Below are 26,759 nucleotides of genomic sequence, written 5' to 3'. Positions count from 1 at the left end.
GCCAACGCACAAGGCGAAGAGCCCCTCTTGCCTCGGTGATGTGATTACACCGCTGTACGGCAAACCCCTAATGCCGCTATCAGGCCCCGAGGCGCGTGCCTGCCGCGACTCCTGAGGTCGCGCTCGTGGCCTCCACCATCGGCAGCGTGAAGAAGAACGTGCTGCCCTCGCCCACCTTGCTCTCGACCCAGATCCGCCCGCCGTGCACCTCGACGAGCGCCTTTGCGATCGAGAGGCCGAGCCCCGTGCCCTTGTGGGCCGTCTCCTTCGCTTGCCAGTAGCGCTCGAAGATCCGCGCCCGCTGGTCCTCCGGGATGCCCGGGCCGGTGTCGCGCACCGAGAGGCGCACCTCCCGGCCCCACGGCTCGGCCCGGACCGCGACCTCGCCGCCAGCCGACGTGAACTTGATCGCGTTGCCGACGAGGTTGGCGATCACCTGCAGGATCCGCTCGCGATCGCAGAGCGCTCGATCGACGCCGAGCTCGACGCTCTGCTCGAGGCGCAGCGACTTCTCCGCCGCCTCCTCCCGCAGGAGCTCGATGGCGTCGCCGAGCAGGCCAGCGACGTCGTGGGGCACCGGCTGGATCGAGATGTGGCCGCCGTCGAGCTTCGCCAGGTCGAGCAGATCGCGGATGAGGCGGTTCATGCGATCAGCCGCCTTCTGGATGCGCTCGACGGGGCGCCGCACCTCGACCGCCTCGTCCGCGCCCGGCAGCTTCCGGCGAAGGAGGCTCGTGTTCATGACGATGGTGGCGAGCGGGCTCTTGAGATCGTGCGACACCACCGCGACGAGCTCCTCCCGGGCCCGGATCGCCCGCTGCGCGCTCTCGTACAGCCGCGCGTTGTCGATCGCCAGCGCGGCCCTGCGCCCGAGATCCTCGGCGAGCGCCCGGTCCTCCACGCCGTACATCAGATCGTCGCGGCCGGACGCGATGGTGAGCACGCCGAGCATCGTGCCGCGCGTGACGAGCGGCACGGAGATGTAACGCCGGAGGCCGAGCTCCATGAGGAGCGCCTCGCTGGCCGATACCGGCGGCTCGCTGTCGTACGAGCCGCGCTCGCTCTCCGGGGCGAGGGGCGCGCCCGCGACCTCGCAGAGCGCCGCCTCGCCCGTCTCCAGCACGCGCGCGACGCCGGACGGGAGGACCGAGTCCATCGGCGTCTGGCCCTGCAGGAGGCGCGCGAGCTCGCTCTTCTGGGGATCGGCGTGGACGACGACCGCGCGCCGGAGCATCGCCTCGCGCTCGATGATGTCGACCATGCACCAGTCCGCGACGAACGGGACCGGCAGGCGCGCGACCCGCACCAGCGTCGCCTCGTAATTGAGCGAGCTCGAGAGCAGCCGGCTCGCCTCCGAGAGGAACGCCGCGCGCCGCTGCGACGCCTCCGCCGCCGCGCGCCCCGCCTCCGCGGCGGCGAGGTTCCGCGCCCGCTCGCGCTCGTTCTCGATCATGCGGGCGTAGAGCAGGCGATGCACAAGCGCCGTGCGGAAGGTCGCCGTGAGCCGGCGCATCATGCCCCGGTACCGGGGCGCGAACGGGGGCTCGCTCTCGAAGCAGAGGAGGAGGCTGGATGCGCCGCTGTCGCCCTGCCCCTCCAGCGAGAAGTGCCACGTCACGAGCCCGGGCCGCGCGAGCTCGGGGTACGGCAAGGAGAGGCCCGCGCCCCCGCCGGTGGGCCCTGCCGCCGCGGCGGTCGAGCGCGACGGGATGGGCAGCGCGCGCGAGCTCGCCGACAGGCCGGCGGCGTCGAGGAGCCGCGGGGCGAGCGGGGCCGGCTCGACGAGCACGAGCACGGCAATGCAGCTCAAGCGCTCGGCGAGCCGCTCCAGGAAGACCCCCATCGACTGGTGCGGATCGAAGAGGTCGAGCGCCGCGACCGTGAGCTCCTGGAGGACGCTGAGGAGCGCCAGCCGTTCCTCCTGGATCTCGTGCTCTTCGCCGCTCGCCATGACAGGGCTCCAACCGCTCCCGCGCTCAGGCCCCCAGGGCGAGCACGACAGCGGTCTTGTTGTGAAACTGCGGTACTCCTCGGCCCAGCGTACCGACTTCTCCAAAGGTCAGACAGCCCATCACCGGGACGCTGTCGCCGAGCTCGCTCTCGAAGGTGGTCAGCTCGTCGCGCACCGTTTCGCCGAGCATCATGCACCGCGAGATGCAGTCGAACACGAACGCGCCTGCGATGGGCCCAGCCACCGCGTCGCGCGCCGTGGTCGCGGCCTCGCGCGCGGCGCCGACGAGGCCGATGGGGTCGCCCTCCATGACGCGGATGAGGCACCCGTCCGGGACCTCGCCGACGCAGTAGAGCCCCCCCGGCGAGACGACGCGCAGCGGGTCCCGGATGACGTGCTCGCCGTCGGCCTGCGGGATGCCGAGCGGGTGGGTCATGGCGAACGTGGCGAAGCCGTCGATGTTCACCTGATCCCCCCTCGCCCGCGCGGTGCGTTGGTAGACCGAGAAGGCACCCTCGTACTCGAGCTCGGCGAGGACCGTGCCCTCGGCGCGGGTGACCATCGTGGGCGGACCATAAGGCCGGAAGCCGTGGCGGATGCCGGTCGCCATGCGCGCCGGCGAGTCGATCGCGACCACGACCACGCTGTCCGAGTACGCGCTGCCGCCCGCGAACTGCGCGGTGCGCACGAAGCGGAGGTTGTCGCCCGCGCCGCCGCCGGCCCAGACGACGCCCGTCCCGCCGACCTCGACCGCGCCGCGCACCACGTCGGCCGCGTTGCCCGTGACCGCGTCCGGCAGCACGATGAGCGCGCGGCTCCACCCGGGCGCGACGGACGACGGGAACGCCTCGAGGGCGCGCGAGGCGGCGAGCACGCCGGCGCGCCGCCCGTCCTGGCTCACCGGCTGCGCGACCCCGACGCCGACACGCACGGTCTCCGAGGCGACAAGCCCCACCACGAGCCCCTGCCGGAGCAGCCGGCTGCCGGCGAAGACCCCTGCAGTACAGCACCCCGCCCAGGGGATGCCCGGCAGCTCGCTCGTCACGGCCGCGGCGAGCGCGTCGGCGTCGTACTGGTCCGTCGATAAGACGAGGGCGAATGCCGGTCGCGCCACATGCTCAGTACGGGAAGACCCGCGGAGCGCCGTCGCCACGGCCTCTGAGGCAGCCTCTTTCGGATCCGCCGCGGAGCTCGCCCCGACAAATACCTGTGTCGCCATGTTCCCTCCCCCCCTCGGAATTTCGGCACTCGCGTTATACTGGAGATTCATCCGATCGTCACGGCGGGTGATTGTCCCGTGATGTCATCCGTACAGGGCGCTCCCGTTCGTCGAGCGACTCACGATTTTCCCGGCGCGACGCTCCTTGCCGAAGAGCCGAGCAGGGCCGTGAGAAAGCGCTGCGAAGCGCTGACGTGCGAGGAGAGAGGGAGGCGCCTGAGACCGAAGGGGCAGAACCCTCATCCTCCAATAAGACAACGTGCGCTGCAAGCTCGGCAGACATGCTGGACACACTCGAGTCGGCCGTACAGAAGCAATCAGGGTCTTGCGCAAATACTGGACAACACGGCACCACACGGCAGTATCGTGGCATTGCGAACCGCGCTCGATAGGGCCTTAATGCCCGAGGCGGAATCGAGGCGAGTTCACAGCGCGCTGCCAGGCGAGGCGTGGTCGTTCCGTCCGACGAGAGACGGTGAACACCGGAACCTCGCAGTTCATGGGATGATTCGGGAACAAGCTCAGGGATTCGCCCGCAAGAGCGAGTACGTCAGGGGGTGCCAGAACCCGCCCCGCTCCGCCCCCGGAGCAGCCCCGACGGCGACAAGCACGAACCCCTGACCGTCCCCGATGTCCGCCGCCGGCACGTCGCTGCTCGCAAGGATCTCGCTCATCGGCACCGATGACGTCACCGTCCCCTCGATGGGATCGCGGGTCTCGATCGCGATCTCGTCGAGCGCGCCGAGATCGCCCACCGAGAACCCGGTGGACGGTGGGAACGGCGCGATCGCGCCGTAGGAGAGGTCCTGCGCGAGCGTCACGCCGGTCGCGTCCTCGCGCCCGGGCGTCAGCTCCACATGGACCACGGGCGTCGCCGCGCTCGCGTGCGCGACCTGAAGGCTCACCCTGTCGAACCGCGTCTGCCGCGACATGGCGACCGCGACGAGGCCGGCGGTCGGCGTGTCGATCGTGTAGGCGTCGCCGCAGCCTTCCTTCTCGCTGTCGTGGGTGTGCCCCTCGCCGCCGAGGCATCCTGTGGCGACCACGAGGAGGCTCTTCTCCTCGGCGAACACGGGCGCCGGCAGCACGGGGAGCCCCGCGGCCACGATCGGGGCCGCGCTCTCCCCGGCCAGCGCGAGGATCTCCGCGCAGTCGAGCCCCTCCGTCGCGCGGAGGTCGCCAGCGATCACGTGCGCGCGCAGGCTCGTCCCCTCGGGGATCGCCGAGCCGAGCGGCTCGACCTCCTGGGCCCGGGCGAACGCGAGGCCCGCGGCGGCGCTCGGCCAGGGGTCCACGCCGGCGCCGGTCCCGTCGGGGTATGCGAGGAAGCAGAAGCGGACCGCGTCGTGATCGCTGATGCCGTTCACCACCGTGAGCTTCGTCGGCCCCGGCGGCTCGACCGCGCCTCCGCCCGCGCCCGTGGTCGTCGTCGCGACGCTCGTTGTCGCTCCCGGGCCGCCGCCGGCGCCCGAGGTGCTCGCCCCGCCCGACGGATCCCGGCCGAGGACGTCGTGGTCCTGCGTGCAGGCCGCCGCGACGGCAAGCGAGATCCCGCCGAGGCAGGCCCATCCGGACGAACGAACTCGGTGCAGCACGCTGCGAGCTTACCGTGCTAGGCGGGGTCGATGCGGGTCCATCTCACCGCGACAGCCGCCGCCGCCGTCCGCCGCGGCCATCCATGGGTCTACCGAGACGGCATCACGGACGGCGGTGGGCACGGGAGCAAGCGCGGCGAGGGCAAGCGCGGGGAGCGCGCGCATCGCGGCGGCGGCGCAGCGGCGTCAGGCGACGTCGTCGAGCTGTCGGCCGAGGGGGCGCCGTTCCTCGGGCGGGGGCTCTGGGACGCGGACTCGGCGATCGCCGTCCGCGTCTTCCAGCGCACGCAGGCGCCGCCGCTCGACGAACGGGCCATCGCGGAGCGGCTCGAGCGCGCCTTCGCCCTGCGCGACGGCTGGTTCTCCGGCCGCGACACGACGGCCTACCGGCTGTGCAACGGCGAGGGGGACCGGGTGCCGTCGCTCGTCATCGATCGGTACGACCGCGCCGCGGTGATCCGCCTCGACGGCGACATGCTCGCGCCCTGGCTCGATCGCCTGCTCCCCCACCTCGCGCGCGCGCTGGGCGCCCACGGCGTGCGCTCGATCGGCCTGCGCGCGCGCGCGTCGGCGGCGGGCGAGGACGCGGACGGGAAGAAGCTCGCGCACCTGCACGGGCCGCCGCTGCCGGATCGCCTCTTCGTGAGGGAGACGGGGGTCGCGATGGAGGTCGATCTCGCGCGCGGGCAGAAGACAGGGGCGTTCCTCGACCAGCGCGACAACCGCGCCCGCGTGCGCGCGCTCGCGCCCGGGCGCCGGCGCGTGCTGAACCTGTTCAGCTATGCGGGGGGCTTCTCGGTGGCCGCGGCGCTCGGCGGCGCGGGCCGGGTCACCTCCGTCGACTCGGCGTCGGCCGCGCACGCGTCGGCGCAGCGCACGTTCCGCGAGAACGGCGTGGATCCGGCGGCCCACGAGTTCGTGACGGCGGACGCATTCGACTTCCTCGAGAAGGCCCGCGCGCGCGGCGACCGGTACGATCTCATCATCTGCGACCCGCCGAGCTTCGCGCCGAGCGAGCGCGCCAAGCCGCGCGCGCTCGGCGCCTACCGGCGGCTGCACGCCGCGGTCGCGCGCGTGCTGGATCGAGGCGGCATATTGTGCGCAGCGTCGTGCTCGAGCCACATCACGGCGGAAGACTTCCTGGCGACGCTGGACGACGCCACGCTGGAGCGGGACGACCTGCGGATCCGGGCGATCCACGGGCAGCCGGAGGACCACCCGACGCTGCCGGCGTGGTGGGAGGGGCGGTATCTGAAGTTCGTGGTGCTGGAGTGACGCGCTGACGCGCCCGCCGGATTCGCCGCGTGTTCAGGGGTGCGCGTCCGGACGGGCCACGGCGCAGAGGAGGTGGCCGGAGCCGGCCGCCGCGAAGCCCCCACCGGAGATCCCCTGCGGGTCGGGGCGATTGACCATCGGACCGCCGGTGACCCAGGCGCTGCCGGCCTGGCGGAAACGGCTGTCCCTGGAATTCGCTATTGAGCACCGGCGCTGCCGGCGCAGCGGAAACGGCTGTCCCTGGAATTCAATGTCGATCCCAAAGACACGACCGACACGCGCCGCGTCCGTATCGGCTCTACCGAACGGCGCTCCACGGGATCGGCGGCATCGCGTCTCGACACTTCCGAGCTCCTCCAGAGATCGGCCTTCCCGGGCCACGCTACTACACTGGCCCAGTATTGTCCATTGCTTAGCCAACACACTGCTCACGTGCGTTACCCGCGCGACGCGCGACGATAGCGAGCGATAAAGTCGATTCGAAGCAGGGAATCGATCGAGCGCACCGCCATAGCGCGCGGTATCTTTGGAGAAGAGCCGCGCCGAGCGCTCCAGGAGCTCGGACGCGGCAGACAAGGGGGCTCTATCATGAGGACGCTGAAGATCACCACGGAGCAGATGCGCTCGCGCATCGCGCGGTTCGGCGAGCTCCGGGCTTACATGAATCACACCGTTGACACCAGCATCCCACAAGAGGCGTTCGACGCCGTCAACCCTCCTCTGTATCTCCTGATGGCGCACGCGGCGGAAGGCACGCGCGAGGGGACGGGGCCGGCCATCGTCGGCCCCAAAGGCATGAGCGTGGGCATCGTCAGCTGCATGCCCGGCGACAAAGTCCCTCTGCACGTACACCGTCGCTCGAGGGAGGTGTTTCTGTGCCTCACTGGCCGCTTCGCGCTGCGCTGGAACGAGGGCGCCACGGAGGAGACGACGCTCGAGCCGTTCGATATGATCGACGTGCCCGTGGGCGTCTACCGGCAGTTCGAGAACGTCGGCCAGGAGCCCGGGCTGCTCCTCGCCATCATCACGGACGAGCGGGAAGACGAGCCGGGCGACATCGTCATCTCACCCGAAGATAGGGCGCGCTTCGCCGAGCGCTTCGGGCCCGCAATCCTGGAGAAGCTCACGGCGACGACTGGTATGCTCTTCACCGATCCTCCCACAGAGTAGCGCCTGCCCTCGCGGTCCATCCGCGGACAGCCCCCGCCGAGCCGCGGAGGCGCTGGCTGTTCAGGGCCAGACCCGGCCCCCTGCCGGCGCGGGCCCGGGCGCAGCGCCGCGCAGACCAGAGCAGGGCGCGGCACAGATGAACTTGCTCGGGCAGGAACTCGGGCGGGAACTCCGGCGGGAACTCGGAGATGATCGAGATGAGCCTCCCGATCATCGCCCGAACGATTTTGATCATTCCGCTTGGCAATACTACGATAAAGGATCATTATTAATTCTGTAGACCAAGAAAACGTGTCGCCGGGGGAGGCGAAGACGTCGAGTTCTTGCGTGATGGTTCTGTGACAGGCGTACGCCTGATGCGCGCTCGGGGATCGATTGCGCGCTCGGGAGGACGAGCGCCATGTCACCGAGGACATCGCTGAGCCGACAGCCGGCGCGCGAGCGAGTGGAGTGCCTGACGACCTGCATGGTGCCGCCTGCGCGGCGCGCGTGAGCCCATTGCGAGGGCCCCTCCGAACGCTCGGAGCGGGAGGAGGGAGGTGCTCTCTGACATCAACGGACAGGAGGGCATGCGCCATGGTTGAGCTGACTTACGCGCCACTTTCCTTCGAGCAAGAGACGAAATGGCTCCTTGCTCGAGTCCATGGTCCCGCGCCGGTCATCCATGAACGAGGCGCGGCCTGGCTCGACGGGGATCTCGATGTGCCAAGGCTGCTCGGCGCCATGGAGGCGATCGCGGCGCGCCACGAGCCGCTCAGGACCTCCTTTGTCGAGCGCGAGGGAGAGCCCGCGCAGGTCGTCAGGCCCACGGTGGCGATCGACCTCAGAGAGGTGGACCTGGCCCCGAACCGACAGCCCACCTCGGACGAGGCGGCGCTCGCGGCCGCCCGCGAGGAGGCCACGCGCCCCTTCGATCTCGAGCGTGCCCCGCTCTGGCGGGTGACGCTCATCCGGGCGCACCCGCGCCGCCATCTGCTCGCGCTATCCATGCACGGCCTCGTCGGCGACGGCGCCTTCAGCGTGGGGCTGTTCTTCTCGGAGCTCTGCGCCCTCTATCATTCCATGACGCCTCCGGCGCTGCCCATACGTTATCAGGACCACGTCCGGCGCCAGCTCGACCGCGCCGCCGGCGCTCGCCTCGGCGCGCGGCTCGACCACTGGACACGGGAGCTCGCCGGCGCGCCGACTGCCCTGGATCTTCCGACGGACCGGCCGCGGCCCGCCGTGCACACCTTCGACGGAGGGTCGGTCGAGCGCGCGCTCGACGGATCGCTCCTGCAGCGCCTCGAAGCGGCGGCCCGGGACGAAGGAGCGCGCCTGTTCACCGCGCTGCTCGCGGGGATGCTGGCTGTCCTGCACCGGATCACCGGCGAGGAGGATGTCTTGATCGGCACGCCCCTGCCCGGGCGCGATACGCCGGACGTTCGGGAGCTCATCGGGCTCTTCGGCGGCCCGGTGATCGTGCGGGGCAGGTTCGGCGCACAGCCCTCGTTCCGACAGCTCCTGCGCCAGGTACACCGCTCGATCGAGGAGGGCAGAGCGAACAGCGAGGTTCCCGCCAGGGCGCTGCTGGAGAAGGTCGCCGCGCCGCGCGACCCGGGCCGCGCGCCGATCGTCCAGGTCCTCTTCGCGGCGACGCCCCCCAGCCCCCCGCCGTGCAATGGGCCGCTGCTGACGCTGACCCGAACGGACCTCGATCTGCCGTACGTCGGTCATGATCTCGTGGTGAGCGTCACGGACGCCGCCGCAGGGGTCGTCGCGAGGCTCGATTACCGCCGCGATCTCTTCGAGCAGGCGACGGCGGTCAGGCTGCTCGATCACTGGGAGGCGCTGCTCGGCGGCGCTGCCGAGGCCCCTGATCAGCGGATCTCGGATCTGCCTCTCCTGTCGGCCGACGCGCGGCGGCAGCTCCTTGTCGACTGGAGCAGCGGCGCGGCGACGGCTCCGCCGCGCGAGCTGGTCCACGAGCAGGTCGAGGAGCAGGCGCGCCGCGCCCCTTCCGCCGCCGCGGTGGCGTTCGAAGGCGAGCGCGTCACGTATGCCGAGCTGGATCGGCGGAGCAACCAGATCGCTCACCTCCTCAGGAAGAGCGGCACGGGGCCTGGCGCGCTCGTCGGCATCTGCCTGGAGCGCTCACCGGACTTGATCGTGGCCGCGCTCGGCGTGCTCAAGGCGGGGGGCGCGTACGTCCCGCTCGACCCGGCCTATCCGCCGGCTCGGCTCGCGTTCATGCTGGAGGACGCGAAGGTGTCGGCGCTCCTGACCAGCGACCACCTCGTCTGCCGCGTGCCGAGCCGCGGGCTCAACGTCGTTCACCTCGACGCGGATCGGGCGATGCTCGATCGCGAGCCCGTGGACAAGGTGCCTCCCGCCGCTGGCCAAGCGCCGGACGACCTGGCGTACGTGATCTACACGTCGGGCTCCACGGGCCAGCCGAAAGGGGTGCTCGTGGAGCACCGCGGGCTCACCAACCTTGTCGCCTGGCACCGGCGCCGATTCTCCCTGTCCAGCTCCGATCACGCCACCCTCATCGCGAGCCCGGGCTTCGACGCTTCGGTCTGGGAGATGTGGCCCGCGCTCTGCTCCGGGGCCTGCCTGTACATCCCCTCCGAGCCCCTCCGCCGCTCGCCCCTGGAGCTCCAGCAGTGGCTGATCGAGCAGCAGATCACCGTCTCCTTCGTCCCCACCCCGATCGCCGAGGAGCTGCTGCGCCTCGAGTGGCCCGCTCGCTGCGCGCTGCGCGCCCTGCTCACCGGCGGCGACAGGCTCAGGCGCTGGCCTCACCGCGCCATCCCCTTCGAGGTCGTCAACAACTACGGCCCCACCGAGGCCACCGTCGTCACCACCTCCTGCTCCCTCCCCAGGGGCGCCCACGACGACCACAGCCCCTCACGCCAGCCGCCCATCGGCAGGCCCATCGACAACGTGCGCGTCTACCTCCTCGACCCGCGACGCCAGCCCGTCCCCATCGGCGTACCTGGCGAGCTCTACATCGCCGGCCACGGCCTCGCCCGCGGCTACCTCCACGACCCGCAGCTCACAGAAGAGCGCTTCCTCCCCGACCCCTTCTCCGACGCGCCCGGCGCCCGCATGTACCGCACCGGCGACCTCGTCCGCTGGCTACCCGACGGCAACATCGAGTTCCTCGGCAGGCTCGACCACCAGGTCAAAGTCCGCGGCTTCCGCCTCGAGCTCGGCGAGATCGAGGCCGCGCTCAGGCAGCACCCCGCCCTCGACGACGCCGTCGTCCTCGCGACGGACGATGCCCACGGCGACAAGCGCCTCGTCGCCTACGTGGTCCTGACGAGCGGCGACGCGGCCTCCGCGGCAGGAGCGGAGGCGTCGCCGGCAGCGCTGCGCGCTCACCTCCAGGGCAGGCTGCCCGAGTACATGGTGCCGTCCACCTTCATCGCGCTCGACGCGCTGCCGATGACGGCGAACGGCAAGGTCGACCGAGCGGCGCTCCCGGCCCCTGGCCCCACGCGGACCGCGCTGGCGCACGCCTTCGTCGCGCCTCGCTCTCCGGTCGAGCGGGCGCTCGCCGGGATCTGGCAGGAGGTGCTGCGGCAAGAGCGCGTGGGGGTGCATGACAGCTTCCTCGAGCTGGGCGGCAGCTCTGTGCATGCCGTGCGGCTGCTCTCCCGCGTGCGCAGCGCGCTCGGGGTCGACATCGAGTTCCAGGAGCTCTTCCGCCTTCCGACCATCGCCGAGCTCGCGCCCCTCGTGAGGCGGGAGCGCGCGGCGCGCGGGGCCGAGCGCGCGATCTCGCCCGTCCCGCGCCTCGGGCCGCTGCCCCTGTCCTTCGGGCAAGAGCGCCTCTGGTTCCTCCAGCGGCTGGCGCCGGAGAGCCGGGCCTACAACTGCTTGTTCCCGTTCCGCCTGCACGGGCGCGTCGATATCGGAGCGCTGGACAAGAGCCTCCGCGAGCTCGCGCAGCGGCACGAGATCCTGCGGACGACCTACGCGGAACGCGACGGGCGGCCGGTCCAGATCATCGCCCCGCAGAGCTCGTTGCAGCTCAACGTGATGGATCTCCAGCACCTCTCCCCGGAAGAGCGAGAGGTCGCGGCGCACCAGCGCATCAACGCAGAGGCGCAGACCCTCTTCGACCTCGAGCGAGGCCCCCTACTCCGGGCTTGCCTGCTGAAGCTCGGGCCGGAGGACCACATCCTGTGGCTCCACCTCCATCACATCGCGACCGACGGCTGGTCCATCGAGCTCGCGTTCCGCGAGCTCGCCATCCTCTACGACGGCCACCGCCGGGGCGCCCCCGCGGCGCTGCCCGAGCTCGCGATCCAGTACGCCGACTTCGCCGCGTGGCAACGCGAACAGATGAGGGACAGCGCCCGGGCAGAGCTGCTCGCCTGGTGGAAAGAGCGGCTGCTCCACGCGCCGCCCCTGCTCGAGCTGCCGAGCGATCATCCGCGGCCGGCGATCCAGAGCCTGCGCGGCGCCACCGTCTCCTTCCGGATCGACGCGCCGCTCGTGGAGCGCCTCGGGGAGCTCAGCGCCCAGCGGGGGATGACGCTGACGATGGTCCTCATGGCCGCCTTCGCCGTCCTGCTGCACCGCTACACGCAGCGCGACGACCTGTTGATCGGAATGCCGAGCGCCAACCGTACGCGCATGGATCTCGAGGAGATCATGGGCTTCTTCGTGAACACGGTGCCCCTGCGCGTCGATCTGTCCGGCGACCCGAGCTTTGACGACCTGCTCCAGCGGGTGCGGCAGCTGTGCCTGGAGGCCTACGAGCACGACATGCTGCCCTTCGATGTGCTCGTGCAGGAGCTGAGGCCCGAGCGCAGCCCGGGCTACAACCCGGTCGTGCAGATCGCTTTCGCCCCGCAGAGCCCGGCGGAGCGCGATCTCGCGCTCGCCGGGGTCGAGGTCCGTCCCATCGAGGCCGACGCCAAGAAGACGATCTTCGACCTCTCGCTGTATTCCTGGGAGAGCCCCGACGGCGTGACGGGGATGTTCGAGTACAGCACCGATCTCTTCGACCGAGCGACGATCGAGCGGATGGCGGAGCACCTGCTGACGGTGCTCTCCACCGCGGCCTCGGGGCCGGATCAGCGGGTGTCGTCGCTGCCGCTGCTCACGCGCGTCGAGCAGCGGAGGCTCGTGATCGAGATGAACGACACCGCGGTCGACCCTCCAGGAGACCGGTGCGTCCTCGACCTGTTCGAGGAGCAGGCGGCGCGCGCGCCGCATGCCTTGGCCGCCGTGGCCGACCGCAGCTCGTTGACGTACGGCGAGCTCGATCGCCGAGCGAACCAGCTCGCCCACCGCCTGCGCGAGGCCGGCGTGGAGCCGGGGACGGCGGTCGCGATCCACGCAGAACGGTCGCTCGCCCTCCTGGTCGGCATCGTCGGGATCCTCAAGGCGGGAGGGGCATACGTCCCCTTCGGCCCCGAGAGCTCGAGCGAGCGGCTGGAGCTCATGCTGAACGACTCCAGGGCGCCGGTGCTCATCACCGGGGCGCGCCTCGCCGACCGCATTCCCGCGTTCGGCGGCGCGGTGATCCGCCTCGACGCCGAGGGGCGGGCGCTCACCGGGCAGCCTGACTCGGCGCCGCCAAGGAGCACAGGCCCCTCCGACCTGGCGTATGTCATCTACACGTCGGGCTCCACGGGCCGGCCGAAAGGGGTGCTCGTGGAGCACCGGGGGCTCGCCAACCTGGTGGCCTGGCACAGGCGGCGGTTCGCCCTGTCCAGCACCGATCGAACCACCCTCGTGGCCAGCCCGGGCTTCGACGCCTCGGTCTGGGAGATGTGGCCCGCGCTCTGCTCCGGGGCCTGCCTGTACATCCCCTCCGAGCCCCTCCGCCGCTCGCCCCTGGAGCTCCAGCAGTGGCTGCTGGAACAGCACATCTCGGTCTCCTTCGTCCCCACCCCCATCGCCGAGGAGCTGCTGCGCCTCGAGTGGCCCGCTCGCTGCGCGCTGCGCGCCCTGCTCACCGGCGGCGACAGGCTACGGCGCTGGCCTCACCGCGCCATCCCCTTCGAGGTCGTCAACAACTACGGCCCCACCGAGGCCACCGTCGTCACCACCTCCTGCTCCCTCCCCAGGGGCGCCCACGACGACCGCGACGCCTCACGCCAGCCGCCCATCGGCAGGCCCATCGATAACGTGCGCGTCTACCTCCTCGACCCGCGCCGGCAGCCCGTCCCCGTCGGCGTCCCCGGCGAGCTCTACATCGCCGGCCACGGCCTCGCCCGCGGTTACCTCCACGACCCGCAGCTCACAGAAGAGCGCTTCCTCCCCGACCCCTTCTCCGACGCGCCCGGCGCCCGCATGTACCGCACCGGCGACCTCGTCCGCTGGCTGCCCGACGGCAACATCGAGTTCCTCGGCAGGCTCGACCACCAGGTCAAAGTCCGCGGCTTCCGCCTCGAGCTCGGCGAGATCGAGGCCGCGCTCAGGCAGCACCCCGCCCTCGACGACGCCGTCGTCCTCGCGACGGACGACGCCCACGGCGACAAGCGCCTCGTCGCCTACGTGGTCCCGACGAGCGGCGGGCAGCCCGCGGAGCACGACGCGGGCCTCCAGGCGGGCCACGTCTCGGAGTGGCGCGCGCTGTACGACGATACCTACGCGAAGGACGTCGCCGTCACCGATCCAGACCTCGACACGACGGGCTGGAACAGCAGCTACACCGGCGCGCCCATCGAGGCGGCGGAGATGCGCGCGTGGCGCGATTTCACGGTCGAGCGGATCCTGTCCTTCCAGCCGAAGCGGGTCTGGGAGATCGGCTGCGGGACAGGCCTCCTGCTCCTGAAGACGGCGCCCCGCTGCGAAGCCTATCTGGGGACCGACTTCTCCGAGCAGGCCATCTCCCTGCTCCGCCCAAGGCTCGCCGCCAGGGGGTATACGCACGTGACGCTGGCGCGCCGCGAGGCCAACGACTTCAGCCAGGTCGAGCCCGGGAGCTTCGACGCGATCCTCCTCAACTCGATCGTGCAGTACTTCCCCGGCGCCGACTACCTGCGATCGGTGATCGAAGGCGCCGTCCGCTCGGTCGCTCCGGGTGGGCTCGTGTTCATCGGCGACGTACGGAGCCTCCCCCTGCTCGAGGCGTTCCACACGTCGGTGCAGCTCCACCGGGCGCCGCCGGATACCGCGGCCGAGGAGCTGCGTGGCCGGGTGCAACGGGCGATATCGACCGAGGAAGAGCTCGTCGTCGCGCCCGACTACTTCCGCGCCCTGCGCGGCCAGATCCCGGGCGTGAGCCGCGTGGAGATCTGGCTCAAGCGCGGCCACGGCGCCGAGGAGATGACCCGCTACCGGTACGACGTCGTGCTGTTCGTGGGCGCGGCGGCGGAGCCGACCGCGATCGCTCGATCGATCGGCTGGTCGGCGACGTCGGATCTCGACGAGATCGAGCGGTCGCTGCGGGCGGATCGCCCCGAGGCGATGGAGGTGCTGGGCATCCCGAACGCGCGCGTGCACGCGGACGTCGCCCTGGCAGCGGCGCTCTCGGCGGCGAGCGGGACCAAGGAGGACCTCCGCGCCGCGGGCCCCGCGCGCGCCGGCGTCGCGATCCAGCCGGAGGCGCTCTGGGAGCTCGGCGGCAGGCTGGGCTACGCGGTCCGCGTCACCTGGTCGCGGATCGGAGGCCCGGAGCGCATGGACGTCATCTTCGAGCGCGACGGGGATCCGCGGAGGCCGCGCGCGCTCCTCGGCGCGAGCGCCGCCGAGGGACAGGCGCGCTCGCCGCTGGCCAACAACCCGCTCCGCGCGAAGCAGGCGCGCGCGCTCCTCCCGGCCCTGCGGGCGTTCCTTGCGGCGAAGCTCCCCGAGTACATGGTCCCGGCGACCTTCATGAAGCTCGACGCGCTGCCGCTCAACGCGAGCGGGAAGGTCGATCGGCGCGCGCTCCCCGCGCCCGAGCGCCCGACGCCGAGCGCCGAGCCCAGGACCGCCGCGCCGGCCTCGGACATCGAGGCCGTCCTGAGCGAGATCTGGCGCAAGGTGCTCGACCTCGACCGCGTGGGGCTCGATGATCGGTTCTTCGAGCTCGGCGGCCACTCGCTCCTGCTCGTGCAGGTCCAGGCCGCGCTCCAGGCGCGCCTCGGCCGGAGCGTGCCGATCGTGGAGCTGTTCCAGCACCCGACGATACGCAGCCTGGCCGCTCACCTCGGGGCGGCCTCGCGGGCCGCGGAGGCAGACGAGACCGCAGCGCCGGCGCCGCCGACGCGCCCATCGAGCGGCCGGGGCCTCGCCCCGGAGCGCAAGGCGGCGCCCGCGAACGCCGTCGCGATCATCGGGATGGCCGGGCGCTACCCCAGGGCGCGCGACGTCGACACGCTCTGGTTCAACCTGCGCAACGGCGTCGAGGGCATCCGCTTCTTCACGCCCGAGGAGCTGGAGGCCTCGGGCGTCGATCTGGAGCTGATCCGCGCGCCGAACCTCGTGCCGGCGTGCGGCGTGCTGGACGACGCGATGTGCTTCGACGCGCGGTTCTTCGGCTACAGCCCGAACGAGGCGATGCTCATGGACCCGCAGCACCGGATCTTCCTCGAGTGCGCGTGGGAGGCGATGGAGCGGGCCGGCTACAACCCGCTCTCGTGCGAGCAGTCGGTCGGCGTCTTCGCCGGGAGCGAGGCCCCGCTGTACTGGCTGGAGCGCGTCGGCATGCCCAAGGCACCGCTGAGCGCCGAGTACTACCGGATCTTCACCGGGAACGTCACCGACGGCCTGACGACGCGGGTAGCGTACAAGCTGGGCCTCCGCGGGCCCGCCGTGACGGTCCAGACCGCGTGCTCGACGTCGCTCGTCGCGGTGCACCTGGCCTGCCAGAGCCTCGCCACGAAGGAGTGCGACATGGTCCTCGCGGGCGGCGTCGTGGTCCTCCCGCCGACGCGGCTCGGTCACGTCCACGAGGAGGGCTCGCTCGCGTCGCCGGACGGACACTGCCGGCCGTTCGACGCCGACGCGCAGGGGACCGTGGCCGGCAGCGGCGTGTCGGTGGTCGTGCTCAAGCGGCTGGAGGACGCGCTGAGGGACGGCGACCACATCCACGCCGTCATCCTCGGATCCGCGATCACCAACGACGGCTCGCGCAAGGTCAGCTACGCCGCGCCAGGCACGGACGGACAGGCGCAGGCGATCCTCAAGGCGCACGCCGCCGCGGGGGTGGAGCCGGAGAGCATCACCTTCGTCGAGGCCCACGGGACGGGCACGAAGCTCGGCGATCCGATCGAGGTCGCCGCCCTGTCGCGCGCCTTCAGAAATGGCACTGACAAAGTCGGGTTCTGCGCGCTGGGCTCGCTGAAGAGCAACGTGGGGCACCTGGGAGCGGCCGCTGGGATCACCGGGCTCGTCAAGGCCGCGCTCTCGCTCGAGCACGAGCTGATCCCGCCCACGCTCCACTTCCGGCGCCCGAACCCCGAGCTCCACCTGGAGAGCAGCCCGTTCTTCGTCAACGCCGCGCCGCTCGCCTGGAAGCGCGGAACGCGCCCGCGCCGCGCCGGGGTGAGCGCCTTCGGGATGGGGGGCACGAACGCCCACGTGGTCCTGGAGGAGGCGCCCGCCCTGGAGCCGTCCGGCCCGTCGCGGGCTTGCCAGCTGCTGGTCCTGTCCGCGCAGACGAGCGAAGCGCTCGAGGGCATCACGGATCGGCTGGCCGGGCACCTGCGGCACGCGGCGCACGTCTCCCTCCCCGACGTCGCCTTCACGCTGCAGCAGGGCCGGGCGCCGTTCGCGCATCGCCGCGCGGTCGTCTGCCGCGACCCGGTCTCGACGGCCGCCCGCCTGCGAGCGCGCGATCCCGCCCATGCCTTCAGCGACATCGCCGAGGGCCGCTCGCCGAAGGTCGTGTTCCTCTTCCCCGGCGGAGGCTCCCAGCGGATGGACATGGGGCGAGAGCTGTACGGGAGCGAGCGCGTCTTCCGGGAGAGCATCGATCAGTGCGCCGCGCTGTTCCAGCGCGCGCTCTCCATGGATATCCGGGCGCTGCTCTTCCCGGGCCCCGAGGAGCGGGAGCGCGCGGCCGAGCAGCTGCGCGCCCCCTGCGCGAACATGGCGGCCATCTTCTCGACCGAGGTCGCGATGGCGCGGCTCCTCCTGTCGTGGGGCATCCGCCCCGCGGCGGTCAGCGGACACAGCCTGGGCGAGTACACAGCCGCCTGCGTCGCGGGCGTGCTGTCGCTCGAGGCCGCGGTGACGCTCATCGCGGCGCGCGGGCGCGTGTACGAGCAGCTGCCCAGGGACGTGGCGACGCTCATCGTGCATCTGTCCGAGGACGCGCTGCTCGATCGGCTCGGCGACGGCCTCTCCCTGGCCGCCGTCAACGGCCCGGAGGTGTGCGTCGTCTCCGGGACGCTGCCGGCGATCGAGCGCCTCGAGCGGGCGTGCGCGCGCGAGGGCCACGAGACCCGGCGCTTGCCGATCGCCATGGCGGCGCACTCCTCGCTCGTCGGCCCGCTCGCGGACCGCTTGACCCAGCTGGCAGCCTCCCTGGAGCGACGGGCGCCGCGCATCCCGATGCTCTCGAACCTCACCGGCGCGTGGATGACGGACGCCGATGCCCAGGATCCGTCCTACTGGGCTCGGCACCTCCGGGGGACCGTCCGCTTCGGGCGAGGGCTCGCAGCGCTGCTCCTCGATCCAGATCACGTCTTCGTCGAGGTCGGGCCCGGGCGGACGCTGGCCACGCTGGCGAGCCAGCACCCCGACGCCGGCGCGGAGCGGCTCATCCTCACCACGATGGCGAGCTCGGGCTCCGATCGGACGGACCTGGAGGCGCTGCTCGCCGCCGTCGGCCAGCTCTGGTGCGCCGGCGCCGACGTCGACTGGGCGGCGTTCTCCCAGGACGAGCGGCGCCGGCGCGTCCCGCTGCCGACGTACCCGTTCAAGCGCACGCCGTACGTGCTCGGCGCCTCGCGCCCGGCGCCTGCGACGATGGCGTCCCCCTCGTCGGCGCTCGTCAGCAGCGACGCGGCGTCGTTCCCGGCGCCCGCGACGGAGCGGGTCGACGCGAGCTCCGAGGAGAGGGCGGAGGCGCCTGCAGATCACCTGGCGCGCGCGCTCGCAGACATCTTCAGGGAGGTGCTCGGCGTGGCCAAGGTGCGGCCGCACGACAACTTCTTCGACCTCGGCGGGGACTCCTTGAGCGCGATCGAGGTGCGGGGCCTGATCAAGGAGCGGCTGAAGGTCGAGCTCTCGGTGCACGCGCTGCTGGAGCTCCGCACCGCCGCGGCGCTCGCCGAGCACATCGACGAGAGCGAGCCTTCCAGCGCCTCCGCGCCGCTCAGCGCGCCCCCCACCTACAGGAGCGCGAGCGTCGCGTCAGGGCGCGGGCGCGGCCGGCTCCTCGTCCCGCTCCACGTCGGGTCGCACCGAAGGGCGCCGCTGTTCCTGGTGCAGCCCATCGGCGGCACGATCTTCATCTACCGCGAGCTGGCGCGGCAGATGGGCGCCGACCTGTCCGTCTACGGGATCCGGGCGTCGGGGATGGAGCCCGACGAGCCCGTCTTCACCGAGATCCCCGCCATGGCAGCGCGGTACGTTCAAGAGCTGCGCGCCGTCCAGCCGGAGGGCCCGTACCTCCTGGGCGGCCACTCGGCCGGCGGCGTGATCGCGTACGAGATGGCGCAGCAGCTCCTGGCGGAAGGAAAGAAGGTGCAGCTCCTCCTGCTGGACACCGGATCCCTGGCGTCCGTGCGGGGCGCGTCGATCGAGAGCGCCGACGACGTGCTCCGGCAGATGATCGGGCTCAAGGACGCGGCCCCCAAGGCGTACCAGGGCTTCGTCGCCGCGCTCCAGGAGGACGCGCCGTTCCGCGCCATCGTGCTGAGCACCTGGCGCGCCATGGCGCGCTACGAGCCGCGCCCCACGAAAGCCAGCGTCCTGTTCGTGGGCGCGCGCGAGCACCTCGGCGCGAGCGAACCCGACGACGTCGACTACTGGAGGGACCTCACCCGCGGGCGGTTCGTCGTGCACCAGGTCCCGGGCAACCATTTCACCATGATGGAGCCGCCTCAGGTCGCGTCCGTGGCCCGCGTCGTCCGGGCGCACATCACGGCGCGGAGCCGCGTGCGGGCCAGGATCCCCGAGGGCACCGCGCGCGCGGGGATGAACCGATGGAGCTCCCGGAGAAACGGCCCGGACAGCAGCCCCGACAGCGGACAGGCGAGGACCTGAGCCGGCCGAGCCAGCGCCGCGCTCAACGCGCGGCGCTCTTCACGAGGCCGTCGGGCCTCCCCGTCCTCTGCAGCGCGTACGCGATGCCGCTCTGAAGCGTCCCCCGCGTCACGATCTCTCTGAACTCGATCTCCAGGCCCGTGAGGGTCGTCGCGACCTCGGGGCGGATGCCGGTGAGCACCGCCTGCGCCCCGAGCATCCGGAGGGCCTTCGCCGTGGCCATCAGCGTGCTCGCGACGTCGCTGTCGACGAGCTTCACGCCGGTGATGTCGATGATCACGACCTCGGCGCCGTTCGATTCGACCCCGTGCAGGGCGGTGCTGAGCGCCTGCTGGGCCCGCGCGCGGTCCATCATCCCGATCAGCGGCATGACCATGATCCGGTCGGTGATCGGGATGATGGGGGTGGACAGCTCCGCGAGCCGGTCGTTCTGCACCCGGATGATCTCTTCCTGCAACGACAGGCGCTCCCGCTCGCTCCGCTCTCGCCCGGCGAACTCGACCCCGAGCCGCTGCTCGGCCTCCTGGAGCGCCGCCGTGCGGTGCTCCAGGTGCTCGTAGAGCAGCGCGTTCTCCACGGCCGTCCCGGCCTGGGTCAGAAGGAGCCTGACGAGCTCCTGCCGCGCCGGCTTGAAGGTGCTCGGGGCGAGCCGGTTCTCCAGGTAGATGATCCCCTTGGTGCGGCCCTGGTGGACCATGGGCAGACACAGGATCGACCTCGGGGCGCACGCGGCGATGTACGGGTCGCCCGCAAACCGGGCCTCCTGGGTCGCGTCCGCCAGGATCACGGGCTCCTTCGTCCTCGCGACGTACTGCACGATGGAGACCGGCACGTCGGCGCTCCCCTCGAGCGGGGCGGCCAGGCCTGCCCGGAGCGAGCTCGGCTCCGCCGTGACGACCGCCTCGACGAGCAGATGCTGTTCGCGAGCGAGGATGAGGGCGCCCTTCTGCGCGCCGGAGTTCTTGATGACGATCTCCATCAGCCGGCTCACGACGCTCCCGAGGACGACCTCGCCCGCGAGCGCCTGCGCAGCCTGGATGACCGCTTCCACGTCGAGGATGCTGGTGCTGAGCCGCGTCGTCGACGTGGTCTGCGCCCTGCCGGAGCGCGATGAGGAGACCACGCTGCGCGGCCCGATGAGCCCTCCGTCAGCAGGCACGAGGTGGGGAGCGACCCGCGCCAGGCTCTCCACCTTGGATGTCGCCCCCCACAAGAGGTACGCGTGGTACGCGTCCGTCATGAAGGCCCGAGCGGACCGGAGCAGCCCATCGGCCTCGTACACCTTCGCCGCGATCTCGTTCGCGATCGCCTCGTCGCGCACGAACCGGCTCGCCCTCGCCCCTTCGATCGCCTTCTCGTAGAGCATCATCGCGTCCCGCGTCCTCCCCGAGAGGCGCGCCACCTCGCCGGCCACGAGGGTGCTCTTGTGGGCGTAGTTGGACGGGCTCAGCTCCGCCCAGTGGTTCAGCTTCGCCTCGAGCCTCGCGAGCGCCTCCATGTGCTGCGCGCGCTCGTCCGCCGGCGCCGTGTCGCACGACGCCGCGAGCGTCAAGCAGCCGAAGAACACGATCTCCGTCGCCCAGGCGTGGGTCGTCCACCCCACGGCCTGCCGCTCGGCCGTGGCCAGGAAGGAGCGCGCGGACGCGTAGTCCCCGTGGAGGTAGCTCAGCTGAAGCTTGAAGGCGCTGTACCAGCTGGCCACGTAGCCGAGCTCCGGCCCCTCGATCGACCTCGTGAACTCGGCCTCGTTGAACGAGCCGCCGCTCAGGGAGTGCCCCCCTTCGGTTCGACCCGTGAGGTTCGCGACCACCTGCTTCGCGCAGACCAGGGCGTGGATCGTGGTCAGGTCGCCGATCCGCCGCACGAGCGCGAGGTTCTGCTCGATCTCGGCCGCGAGCGCGTCCAGATCGTCACCGAGGTTCAGCTTCGCCGCCGCGATGTGCATGCAGCAATACGACGCATAGACCAGGTCGCCGCTCGCCAGCCCGGCCTGGCGGGAACGCCCGAAACAGTCGATCGTCTCCGTGAGATGCTCGAACAGATGGAGTATCGCCGCGAAGTAGATCAGCAGCTTGCAGGTGAGGCGAACGTTGTTGAACTTCTCGTTGAGCGCGATCCCGAGCTTCGCGAACTCGTACCCTTCCTCGTATCGCTGAGGGTTGTCCCGGAACAGGGGCAGATCGTTCCCTAGCATGCTGCCGAACGAGACGTACCCGAGGGCCGACATGGCCGAGTTGCCGTGCTTTATCGACAGGTTGATCTGCTTGACCACCGCGAGCAGGCCGAGGGTGGGGTCCACGGCGTTCGCCGGCGTCGCCAGCTCGCCCAGGAGGCCCAGGATCATCTGCGTCTCGGCGCCGGAGGCCTGCGGCAGGTCGATGAGACTCGCTATCTCGCGCCTCTCGAGGCTCGCCCGCATGGCGGCGAGCTCCTCGCGCAGCATCGCATCGCGCTCCTCGGCGGCCCGCGGGAGCTCGACCCCGAGGAGCCCGAGCGCCTCCAGCGCCTGGTCGATCACCCGGTTGATCTGGCCGAGCATCAGGTAGAAGGTCATGCGCAGCACGCAGACGTTGGCGCGATCCAGCGTGCTCTTCGCCTGGGTCGAGAGGACGTCGAACAGCGGCTCGGCCGCCTCGAAGCCGCCGCTCAGGCACCTGCACTCCGCGAGCTCGGCGTGGAGCCCGAACGCGAGCTCGTACTCGCTGTTCCAGCTCTCCGGAGCGAGCAGCGATGTCCCGATCTCGAGGTAATGGACCGCGGCGTCATAGGCCGCCCCCATCTTCGCCCGCTTGCCGGCGTCGAGGTTCAGCCGCGAGAGCGCCCGCTTCTCGCGCTCGTCCGTGATCAGGGCGACGCCCCTGTTCATGTGGCCCACGATGTCGAACAGCTCGGCCTCGGACTGATCTCGCTTGCTGTCCTCCAGCATCAGCCGCCCGATCTGGAGGTGCGCCGCCTGCTTGTCCGCGTCGTCCATGAGCGCGTAGGCGGCCTGCTGCACGCGATCGTGCAAGAACCTGTAAGAGACGTTGAGCTCCTCGTCGGAGCCGTCCTCGGCGACGGCGAGCTCACCATCCATGGCGATATCGAAGAACCTGGACTCCGCGTCCACGGGGAGGATGAAGCCCTCGCGGAGCACGCCCCAGAGCTCGCGGGCCGCCTCCAGGCGCGACCGCCTCGTCACGATCGCCAGCGTCGTCAGATCGAACTGGTGGCCGACGCACGCCGCGAGGGAGAGGATACGCTGGGCGCGCTCGGGCAGCCGGCGCATCTTGCCCACCATGAGCTCGATCACGTTCTCCGAGGCCTTCGCCTCGCGGATGCGATCGATGTCCCATGTCCACGAGAAGCCGCCGGGATCGAACGAGAGGAGCTTCTCGGCGTGCAGGCTCTTCATGAGCTGGCTCATGAAGAACGGGTTGCCCCGGGTCTTGTCGAAGATGAGCCTGGCGAGGGGCTCCGCGCGGTGAGGATCGCAGCTCAACGTGTCGGCGACGAGCTGGTTCACGTCGGAGAAGACGAGCGGCTTGAGCGTCAGCTCGCTCACCCCCGCCGCCTTCTTGCGGAGCTCCCCGAGGACCACGGAGAACAGGTGGCTCGCGTCGACCTCGTTGTCGCGGTACGCGCCGATCAGGAGCATGTAGGCGATCCGCGCTTCGGCCGCGATGGTCTGAAGGAACTTGAGCGACGCCGCGTCCGCCCACTGCAGGTCATCGAAGAAGAGGACCAGGGGGCGCTCCTGGGAGGGGAAGGCGCGGCAGAAGTCGTGGAGCGTCAGCTGGAACCGCGCCTGCGACTCGGTGGGGCCGAGCGCCTGGACGGCCGGCTGAGGGCCGATGAGGAGCTCGAGCTCCGGTATCAGGTCGATGAGGAGCTGCCCGTTCGAGCCGACCGCCGCCGAGAGCCTGCTCTTCCACTCCGCCAGCGCCTCGGCAGGCTCCGCCATGATGTTGCGGATGAGCTCCTGGTAGACGTGCGCGACGGCCGCGTACGGCGTGGTCCGGTTGAGCTGGTCGAACTTGCCGGTCGCGAAATACCCTCTCTCGCGAACGACGTTCTTCTGGAGCTCGTTCACGAGGACCGACTTGCCGATCCCGGAGTAGCCGGAGACCAGGACAGACTCGCTCCCGCCCTGCCTCGTGCGGCCCCAGGCGTCGGAGAGGAGCGCGACCTCGGTCTCCCGGCCGTAGAGCTTCTGAGGCGTCCGCAGCTCATCGACGTAGTCGTATCGGCCGGCGGGGAACGGCTCGATCTTCCCCTTCGAGGAGAGCTGCGACGAGCACTCTTCCAGGTCGACCTTGAGCCCGTGGGCGCTCTGATACCTGTCGTCGGGGCTCTTGGCGAGGAGCTTCATCACGATGTCGGAGACGGCGCTCGGCACCGCGGGCGACACGGTCTGCGGCGCCGGCGGGGTCCGCGCGATATGGCTGTGCACGAGGTCCATGAGGTCCGTCGTCCGGAAGGGGAGGACGCCCGTCACCATCTCGTACAGGGTGACGCCCAGGGAGTAGAGGTCCGTGCGGCGATCGATGACGACGTTCAGCCGCCCGCTCTGCTCTGGCGACATGTAGGCCAGGGTCCCCTCGAAGGACGCGAAGCGGGTCGCTTTGTGGGCTTCCTGCGATAGGCGCGTCGCGCTGCCGAAATCCGTCAGCTTTGCCTGCAGCGTCTCCGCGTCGACAAGGATGTTGTGCGGCTTGACATCCATGTGGGTGACGCCTCGTCGATGGATCGACTCCAGGGCGTCCGCGATCGAGATCGCGATACGGAGCGCGTCCTTCAGCTTCAGCTTGCTCGCGCCGATGATCTCGTTGAGCGGGCGCTCGCCCGCGTCCTCCATGACGAGCGCCAGGCTGCTCCCCACCTTCTCGATCCCATAGACCCTCACGACGCCAGGCAGCGCGAGGTCTCGGGCGATGGCGTATTCGTACTTGAGCTTCGCGATCTCGACCGGCAGCGGGCGCTCGCTCTTGAGCCGCTTGATCGCCACCGGGGAGCGGTCGCTCTCTCGAATTCCCCGGTAGACCGTCGTCGCCGAGGATTCGTGGATGACGCCCGTCAATGTGTAAGCAGCCCCACTTGCCATAAATACATTCTCGCGGGTTCGGGTCATCACAGCAAGGGGATCCCTGACAGGGACAGCACGAGGCAGCCGCCCAGGTGATCAACTGGGGTCGCACGTAGCAGCCTGCGGCAGGCGAGCGTCGGAGTCGCGCGCGCCGTCTGTCAGGCGCGGCGGCCCAGCAGGAACGCCGCCAGCGCCTCCGCCTTGGGGACCAGCGTGCCCACCTCGACGAGCTCGTCCTTTGTGTGGAAGCCGCTCCCCCGCGGCCCCAGCCCGTCGATGGACGGGATCCCGATCTCGGCCGTCGAGCTGGCGTCGGATCCGCCGCCGAGGAGGGGCGCCTCGGCGTCGCCGAGCCCCGCCGCCCGCGCGCAGGCCGCGTACTCACGGTAGAGCGCCGCGCTCGCGTCGGTCCGGGCGAGCGGCGAGCGCGCGATCTCGCCGTCGACCTGCACGGCGGTGCCGGGCACCTCGGCGGCCGCCTCGCGCGCCGCCGCGGCGAGCGCCGCCAGGATCGCCTCGCCGTCCGCGCGGCTCACGAAGCGGACGTCGACCTGCGCCTCCGCCGCGTCGGGCACCGTGTTCCTGCCCTGCCCTCCGCTCACCTTGCCGACGTTGACGGTCACGCCCCGCCCGTAGTCGGTGAGCTGCTGCGCCCGGTCGATGAAGCGCGCGAGCGCCCAGATGGCGTTCGCGCCCTGCCGGTGCGCGTTGCCGGCGTGCGCCGCCTTGCCCGTGGCCCTCACCGTCGCGCCCCCCGTGCCCTTGCGCGCGGTGATGATCCGGTCGCCCTCGCGCCCCGCCTCGAACACGAGCGCGCACGCCGCGCCCGCGAGCTCGCGCTGCAGCAGCGGGCGCCCCTCGGGCGACCCGACCTCCTCGTCCGCCACGATCGCGAACCGCACCGGGATCGCCGGGAGCGCGCCGATCTGCTCGAGCGCCCTGAGCGCCTCGATCGCCACCACGAGCCCGCCCTTCATGTCGAGCACGCCGGGCCCGCGCGCGAGCTCGCCGTCCAGGCGGAAGCCCTCGAAGACCCCGGGGGGGAACACCGTGTCGAGGTGCCCGATGAGGGCGACGTGCCCCGCCGGCGACGCCTTGGCCGCCTCGCTCTCCACCACCCAGTGCGCCGCGTAGCGGGCGCTCGCGAACCGCCGCACGCACAGGCCGGGGATCGTCGAGAGCTCGTTGGCAAGGACCTCGCCCACGGCGTCACCGCCGCGTGGATTGTCCGTGAACGAGTTGAGGTTCACCAGCCGCTCGAGGAGCGCGAGCATCGGCTCCGCGCGGCTGGACAGCGCCTGTCGGAGGGCCTGGATCACCGCGCCAGCATGCCACGAAAGCCGCAGAGGGCCGAGCGCCGCCCCGCGCGAGGGCGCCGGCGACCTCTGCCCTGGCCGTTGGAGAAGTGATACGTGTGCCCCTCATGAAATGTCCCAGAGCAGCGCGGAGGCGCCCGTGACCACGGCGACAGGCCCGCTCGTCATCAAGCTCGGCGGTGAGGTCGTGGGCGGCCCTGCCCTCGCCATCCTCTCCAGCGACCTCGCGGCGCTCACCCGCGCGGGCACGCGCGCGATCGTCGTCCACGGCGGCGGCGCGCAGGCCACCCGGCTGCAGGAGCGCCTCGGCATCCCCGTCCGGCAGGTCGCCGGCCAGCGCGTCACCGACGCGGACACGCTCGACGTCATGAAGATGGTCGTCGCCGGCAAGCTCAACGTCGACCTGTGCGCCGCGCTCGTCGCCGCGGGCGCGAGGCCGGTGGGGCTCCACGGCGCGAGCGGGCCCGCCCTCTCGGCGGTCAAGCGGCCGCCGCAGGTCTACGCCAGCGCCGGGCCCGAGCCGGTGGACCTCGGCCTCGTCGGCGACATCACGGGCGTCGATCGCGGGCTGCTCGAGCTGCTCGGGAGCGGCGGTTACTTGCCCGTCCTCGCCTGCCTCGGGGCCGGCGCGGACGGGCAGGCGTACAACATCAACGCCGACACGGTCGCCAACCGGGTCGCCATCGAGCTCGGCGCGGCGGGGCTCTTCCTCGTGAGCGACGTGCCGGGCGTGCTGCGCGACGTCTCCGATCCCGCCTCGCGCATCCCGAGCCTCACGGTCGCCGAAGGGCGCGCCCTCATCGCGAGCGGCGCCGTCACGCGCGGGATGATCCCGAAGCTCGAGGAGTCGTTCGCCGCGCTCGCCGAAGGGGTCCGCCGCATCCACATCCTGGGGCGGCTCAAGCCGGGCGATCTCGCGCGCGAGGCGAGCGAGCCGGGCTCGATCGGCACCGTGCTCATCCCCTGAGCTGCCCGGCCCGACTCGCCCGAGCCGGCCGCGCGCCGTATGCTCCCCGCCTCACCG

The 26,759-nt window shown here is 71.4% G+C and carries 10 protein-coding genes; 4 read left to right on the top strand and 6 right to left on the bottom strand.

Annotated elements, in window-relative coordinates; genetic code table 11:
• Positions 1–79: 79 nt before the first annotated feature.
• The 3 genes from WME79_RS01855 to WME79_RS01845 all read right to left on the bottom strand — a co-directional run bounded on the left by WME79_RS01855 (position 80) and on the right by WME79_RS01845 (position 4,765).
• On the bottom strand, positions 80–1,951 hold the full coding sequence (locus WME79_RS01855; protein WP_437531264.1) for a GAF domain-containing sensor histidine kinase: 1,872 nt from the start codon (positions 1,949–1,951) through the stop codon (positions 80–82).
• Between the two features lie 25 nt (positions 1,952–1,976).
• Positions 1,977–3,065, bottom strand: coding sequence for an FIST signal transduction protein (locus tag WME79_RS01850; RefSeq protein WP_437531263.1), 1,089 nt, complete (start codon positions 3,063–3,065; stop codon positions 1,977–1,979).
• Between the two features lie 626 nt (positions 3,066–3,691).
• On the bottom strand, positions 3,692–4,765 hold the full coding sequence (locus WME79_RS01845; RefSeq protein WP_437531262.1) for a hypothetical protein: 1,074 nt from the start codon (positions 4,763–4,765) through the stop codon (positions 3,692–3,694).
• Between the two features lie 30 nt (positions 4,766–4,795).
• Here WME79_RS01845 and WME79_RS01840 point away from each other — a divergent pair, with 30 nt between their 5' ends.
• Positions 4,796–6,040 (top strand): class I SAM-dependent rRNA methyltransferase, encoded by a 1,245-nt coding sequence (locus WME79_RS01840; protein WP_437531261.1) that lies wholly within the window; start codon positions 4,796–4,798, stop codon positions 6,038–6,040.
• A 588-nt stretch (positions 6,041–6,628) separates the two neighbouring features.
• On the top strand, positions 6,629–7,210 hold the full coding sequence (locus WME79_RS01835) for a cupin domain-containing protein (protein ID WP_437531260.1): 582 nt from the start codon (positions 6,629–6,631) through the stop codon (positions 7,208–7,210).
• On the opposite strand, the gene WME79_RS01830 is transcribed toward WME79_RS01835, so the two are convergent.
• A complete protein-coding gene (locus tag WME79_RS01830) occupies positions 7,188–7,445 on the bottom strand; it encodes a hypothetical protein (RefSeq protein WP_437531259.1) in 258 nt (85 codons plus the stop codon). The genes WME79_RS01835 and WME79_RS01830 overlap by 23 nt on opposite strands.
• Positions 7,446–7,786: 341 nt before the next feature.
• On the opposite strand from WME79_RS01830, the gene WME79_RS01825 reads away from it, so the two are divergent.
• Positions 7,787–19,354, top strand: coding sequence for an amino acid adenylation domain-containing protein (locus WME79_RS01825; RefSeq protein WP_437531258.1), 11,568 nt, complete (start codon positions 7,787–7,789; stop codon positions 19,352–19,354).
• Between the two features lie 22 nt (positions 19,355–19,376).
• Here the strand turns inward: WME79_RS01825 and WME79_RS01820 are convergent, their stop codons facing one another.
• Positions 19,377–24,437: a protein kinase domain-containing protein gene (locus WME79_RS01820; RefSeq protein WP_437531257.1), complete on the bottom strand. Its 5,061-nt coding sequence runs from the start codon at positions 24,435–24,437 to the stop codon at positions 19,377–19,379.
• Positions 24,438–24,577: 140 nt separating this feature from the next.
• Positions 24,578–25,738, bottom strand: a complete 1,161-nt coding sequence (locus WME79_RS01815) for a M20 family metallopeptidase (protein WP_437531256.1) — start codon at positions 25,736–25,738, stop codon at positions 24,578–24,580.
• Between the two features lie 109 nt (positions 25,739–25,847).
• Here WME79_RS01815 and argB point away from each other — a divergent pair, with 109 nt between their 5' ends.
• Positions 25,848–26,702 (top strand): acetylglutamate kinase, encoded by an 855-nt coding sequence (argB, locus tag WME79_RS01810; RefSeq protein WP_437531255.1) that lies wholly within the window; start codon positions 25,848–25,850, stop codon positions 26,700–26,702.
• Positions 26,703–26,759: the final 57 nt, after the last annotated feature.

This window comes from Sorangium sp. So ce726 (assembly GCF_051521405.1).
In the GTDB taxonomy this organism is placed as follows: Bacteria; Myxococcota_A; Polyangia; order Polyangiales; family Polyangiaceae; genus Sorangium.
This window is presented reverse-complemented; position numbering and strand designations above follow the sequence as displayed.

What these genes read in the sequence shown, in the direction of transcription:
- WME79_RS01835 (WP_437531260.1), top strand. Translation starts at nt 6,629, where the DNA reads ATGAGGACGCTGAAGATCACCACGGAGCAGATGCGCTCGCGCATCGCG.
- WME79_RS01820 (WP_437531257.1), bottom strand. Translation starts at nt 24,437, where the DNA reads ATGGCAAGTGGGGCTGCTTACACATTGACGGGCGTCATCCACGAATCC.
- WME79_RS01840 (WP_437531261.1), top strand. Translation starts at nt 4,796, where the DNA reads ATGCGGGTCCATCTCACCGCGACAGCCGCCGCCGCCGTCCGCCGCGGC.
- argB (WP_437531255.1), top strand. Translation starts at nt 25,848, where the DNA reads ATGTCCCAGAGCAGCGCGGAGGCGCCCGTGACCACGGCGACAGGCCCG.
- WME79_RS01855 (WP_437531264.1), bottom strand. Translation starts at nt 1,951, where the DNA reads ATGGCGAGCGGCGAAGAGCACGAGATCCAGGAGGAACGGCTGGCGCTC.
- WME79_RS01830 (WP_437531259.1), bottom strand. Translation starts at nt 7,445, where the DNA reads ATGATCAAAATCGTTCGGGCGATGATCGGGAGGCTCATCTCGATCATC.
- WME79_RS01825 (WP_437531258.1), top strand. Translation starts at nt 7,787, where the DNA reads ATGGTTGAGCTGACTTACGCGCCACTTTCCTTCGAGCAAGAGACGAAA.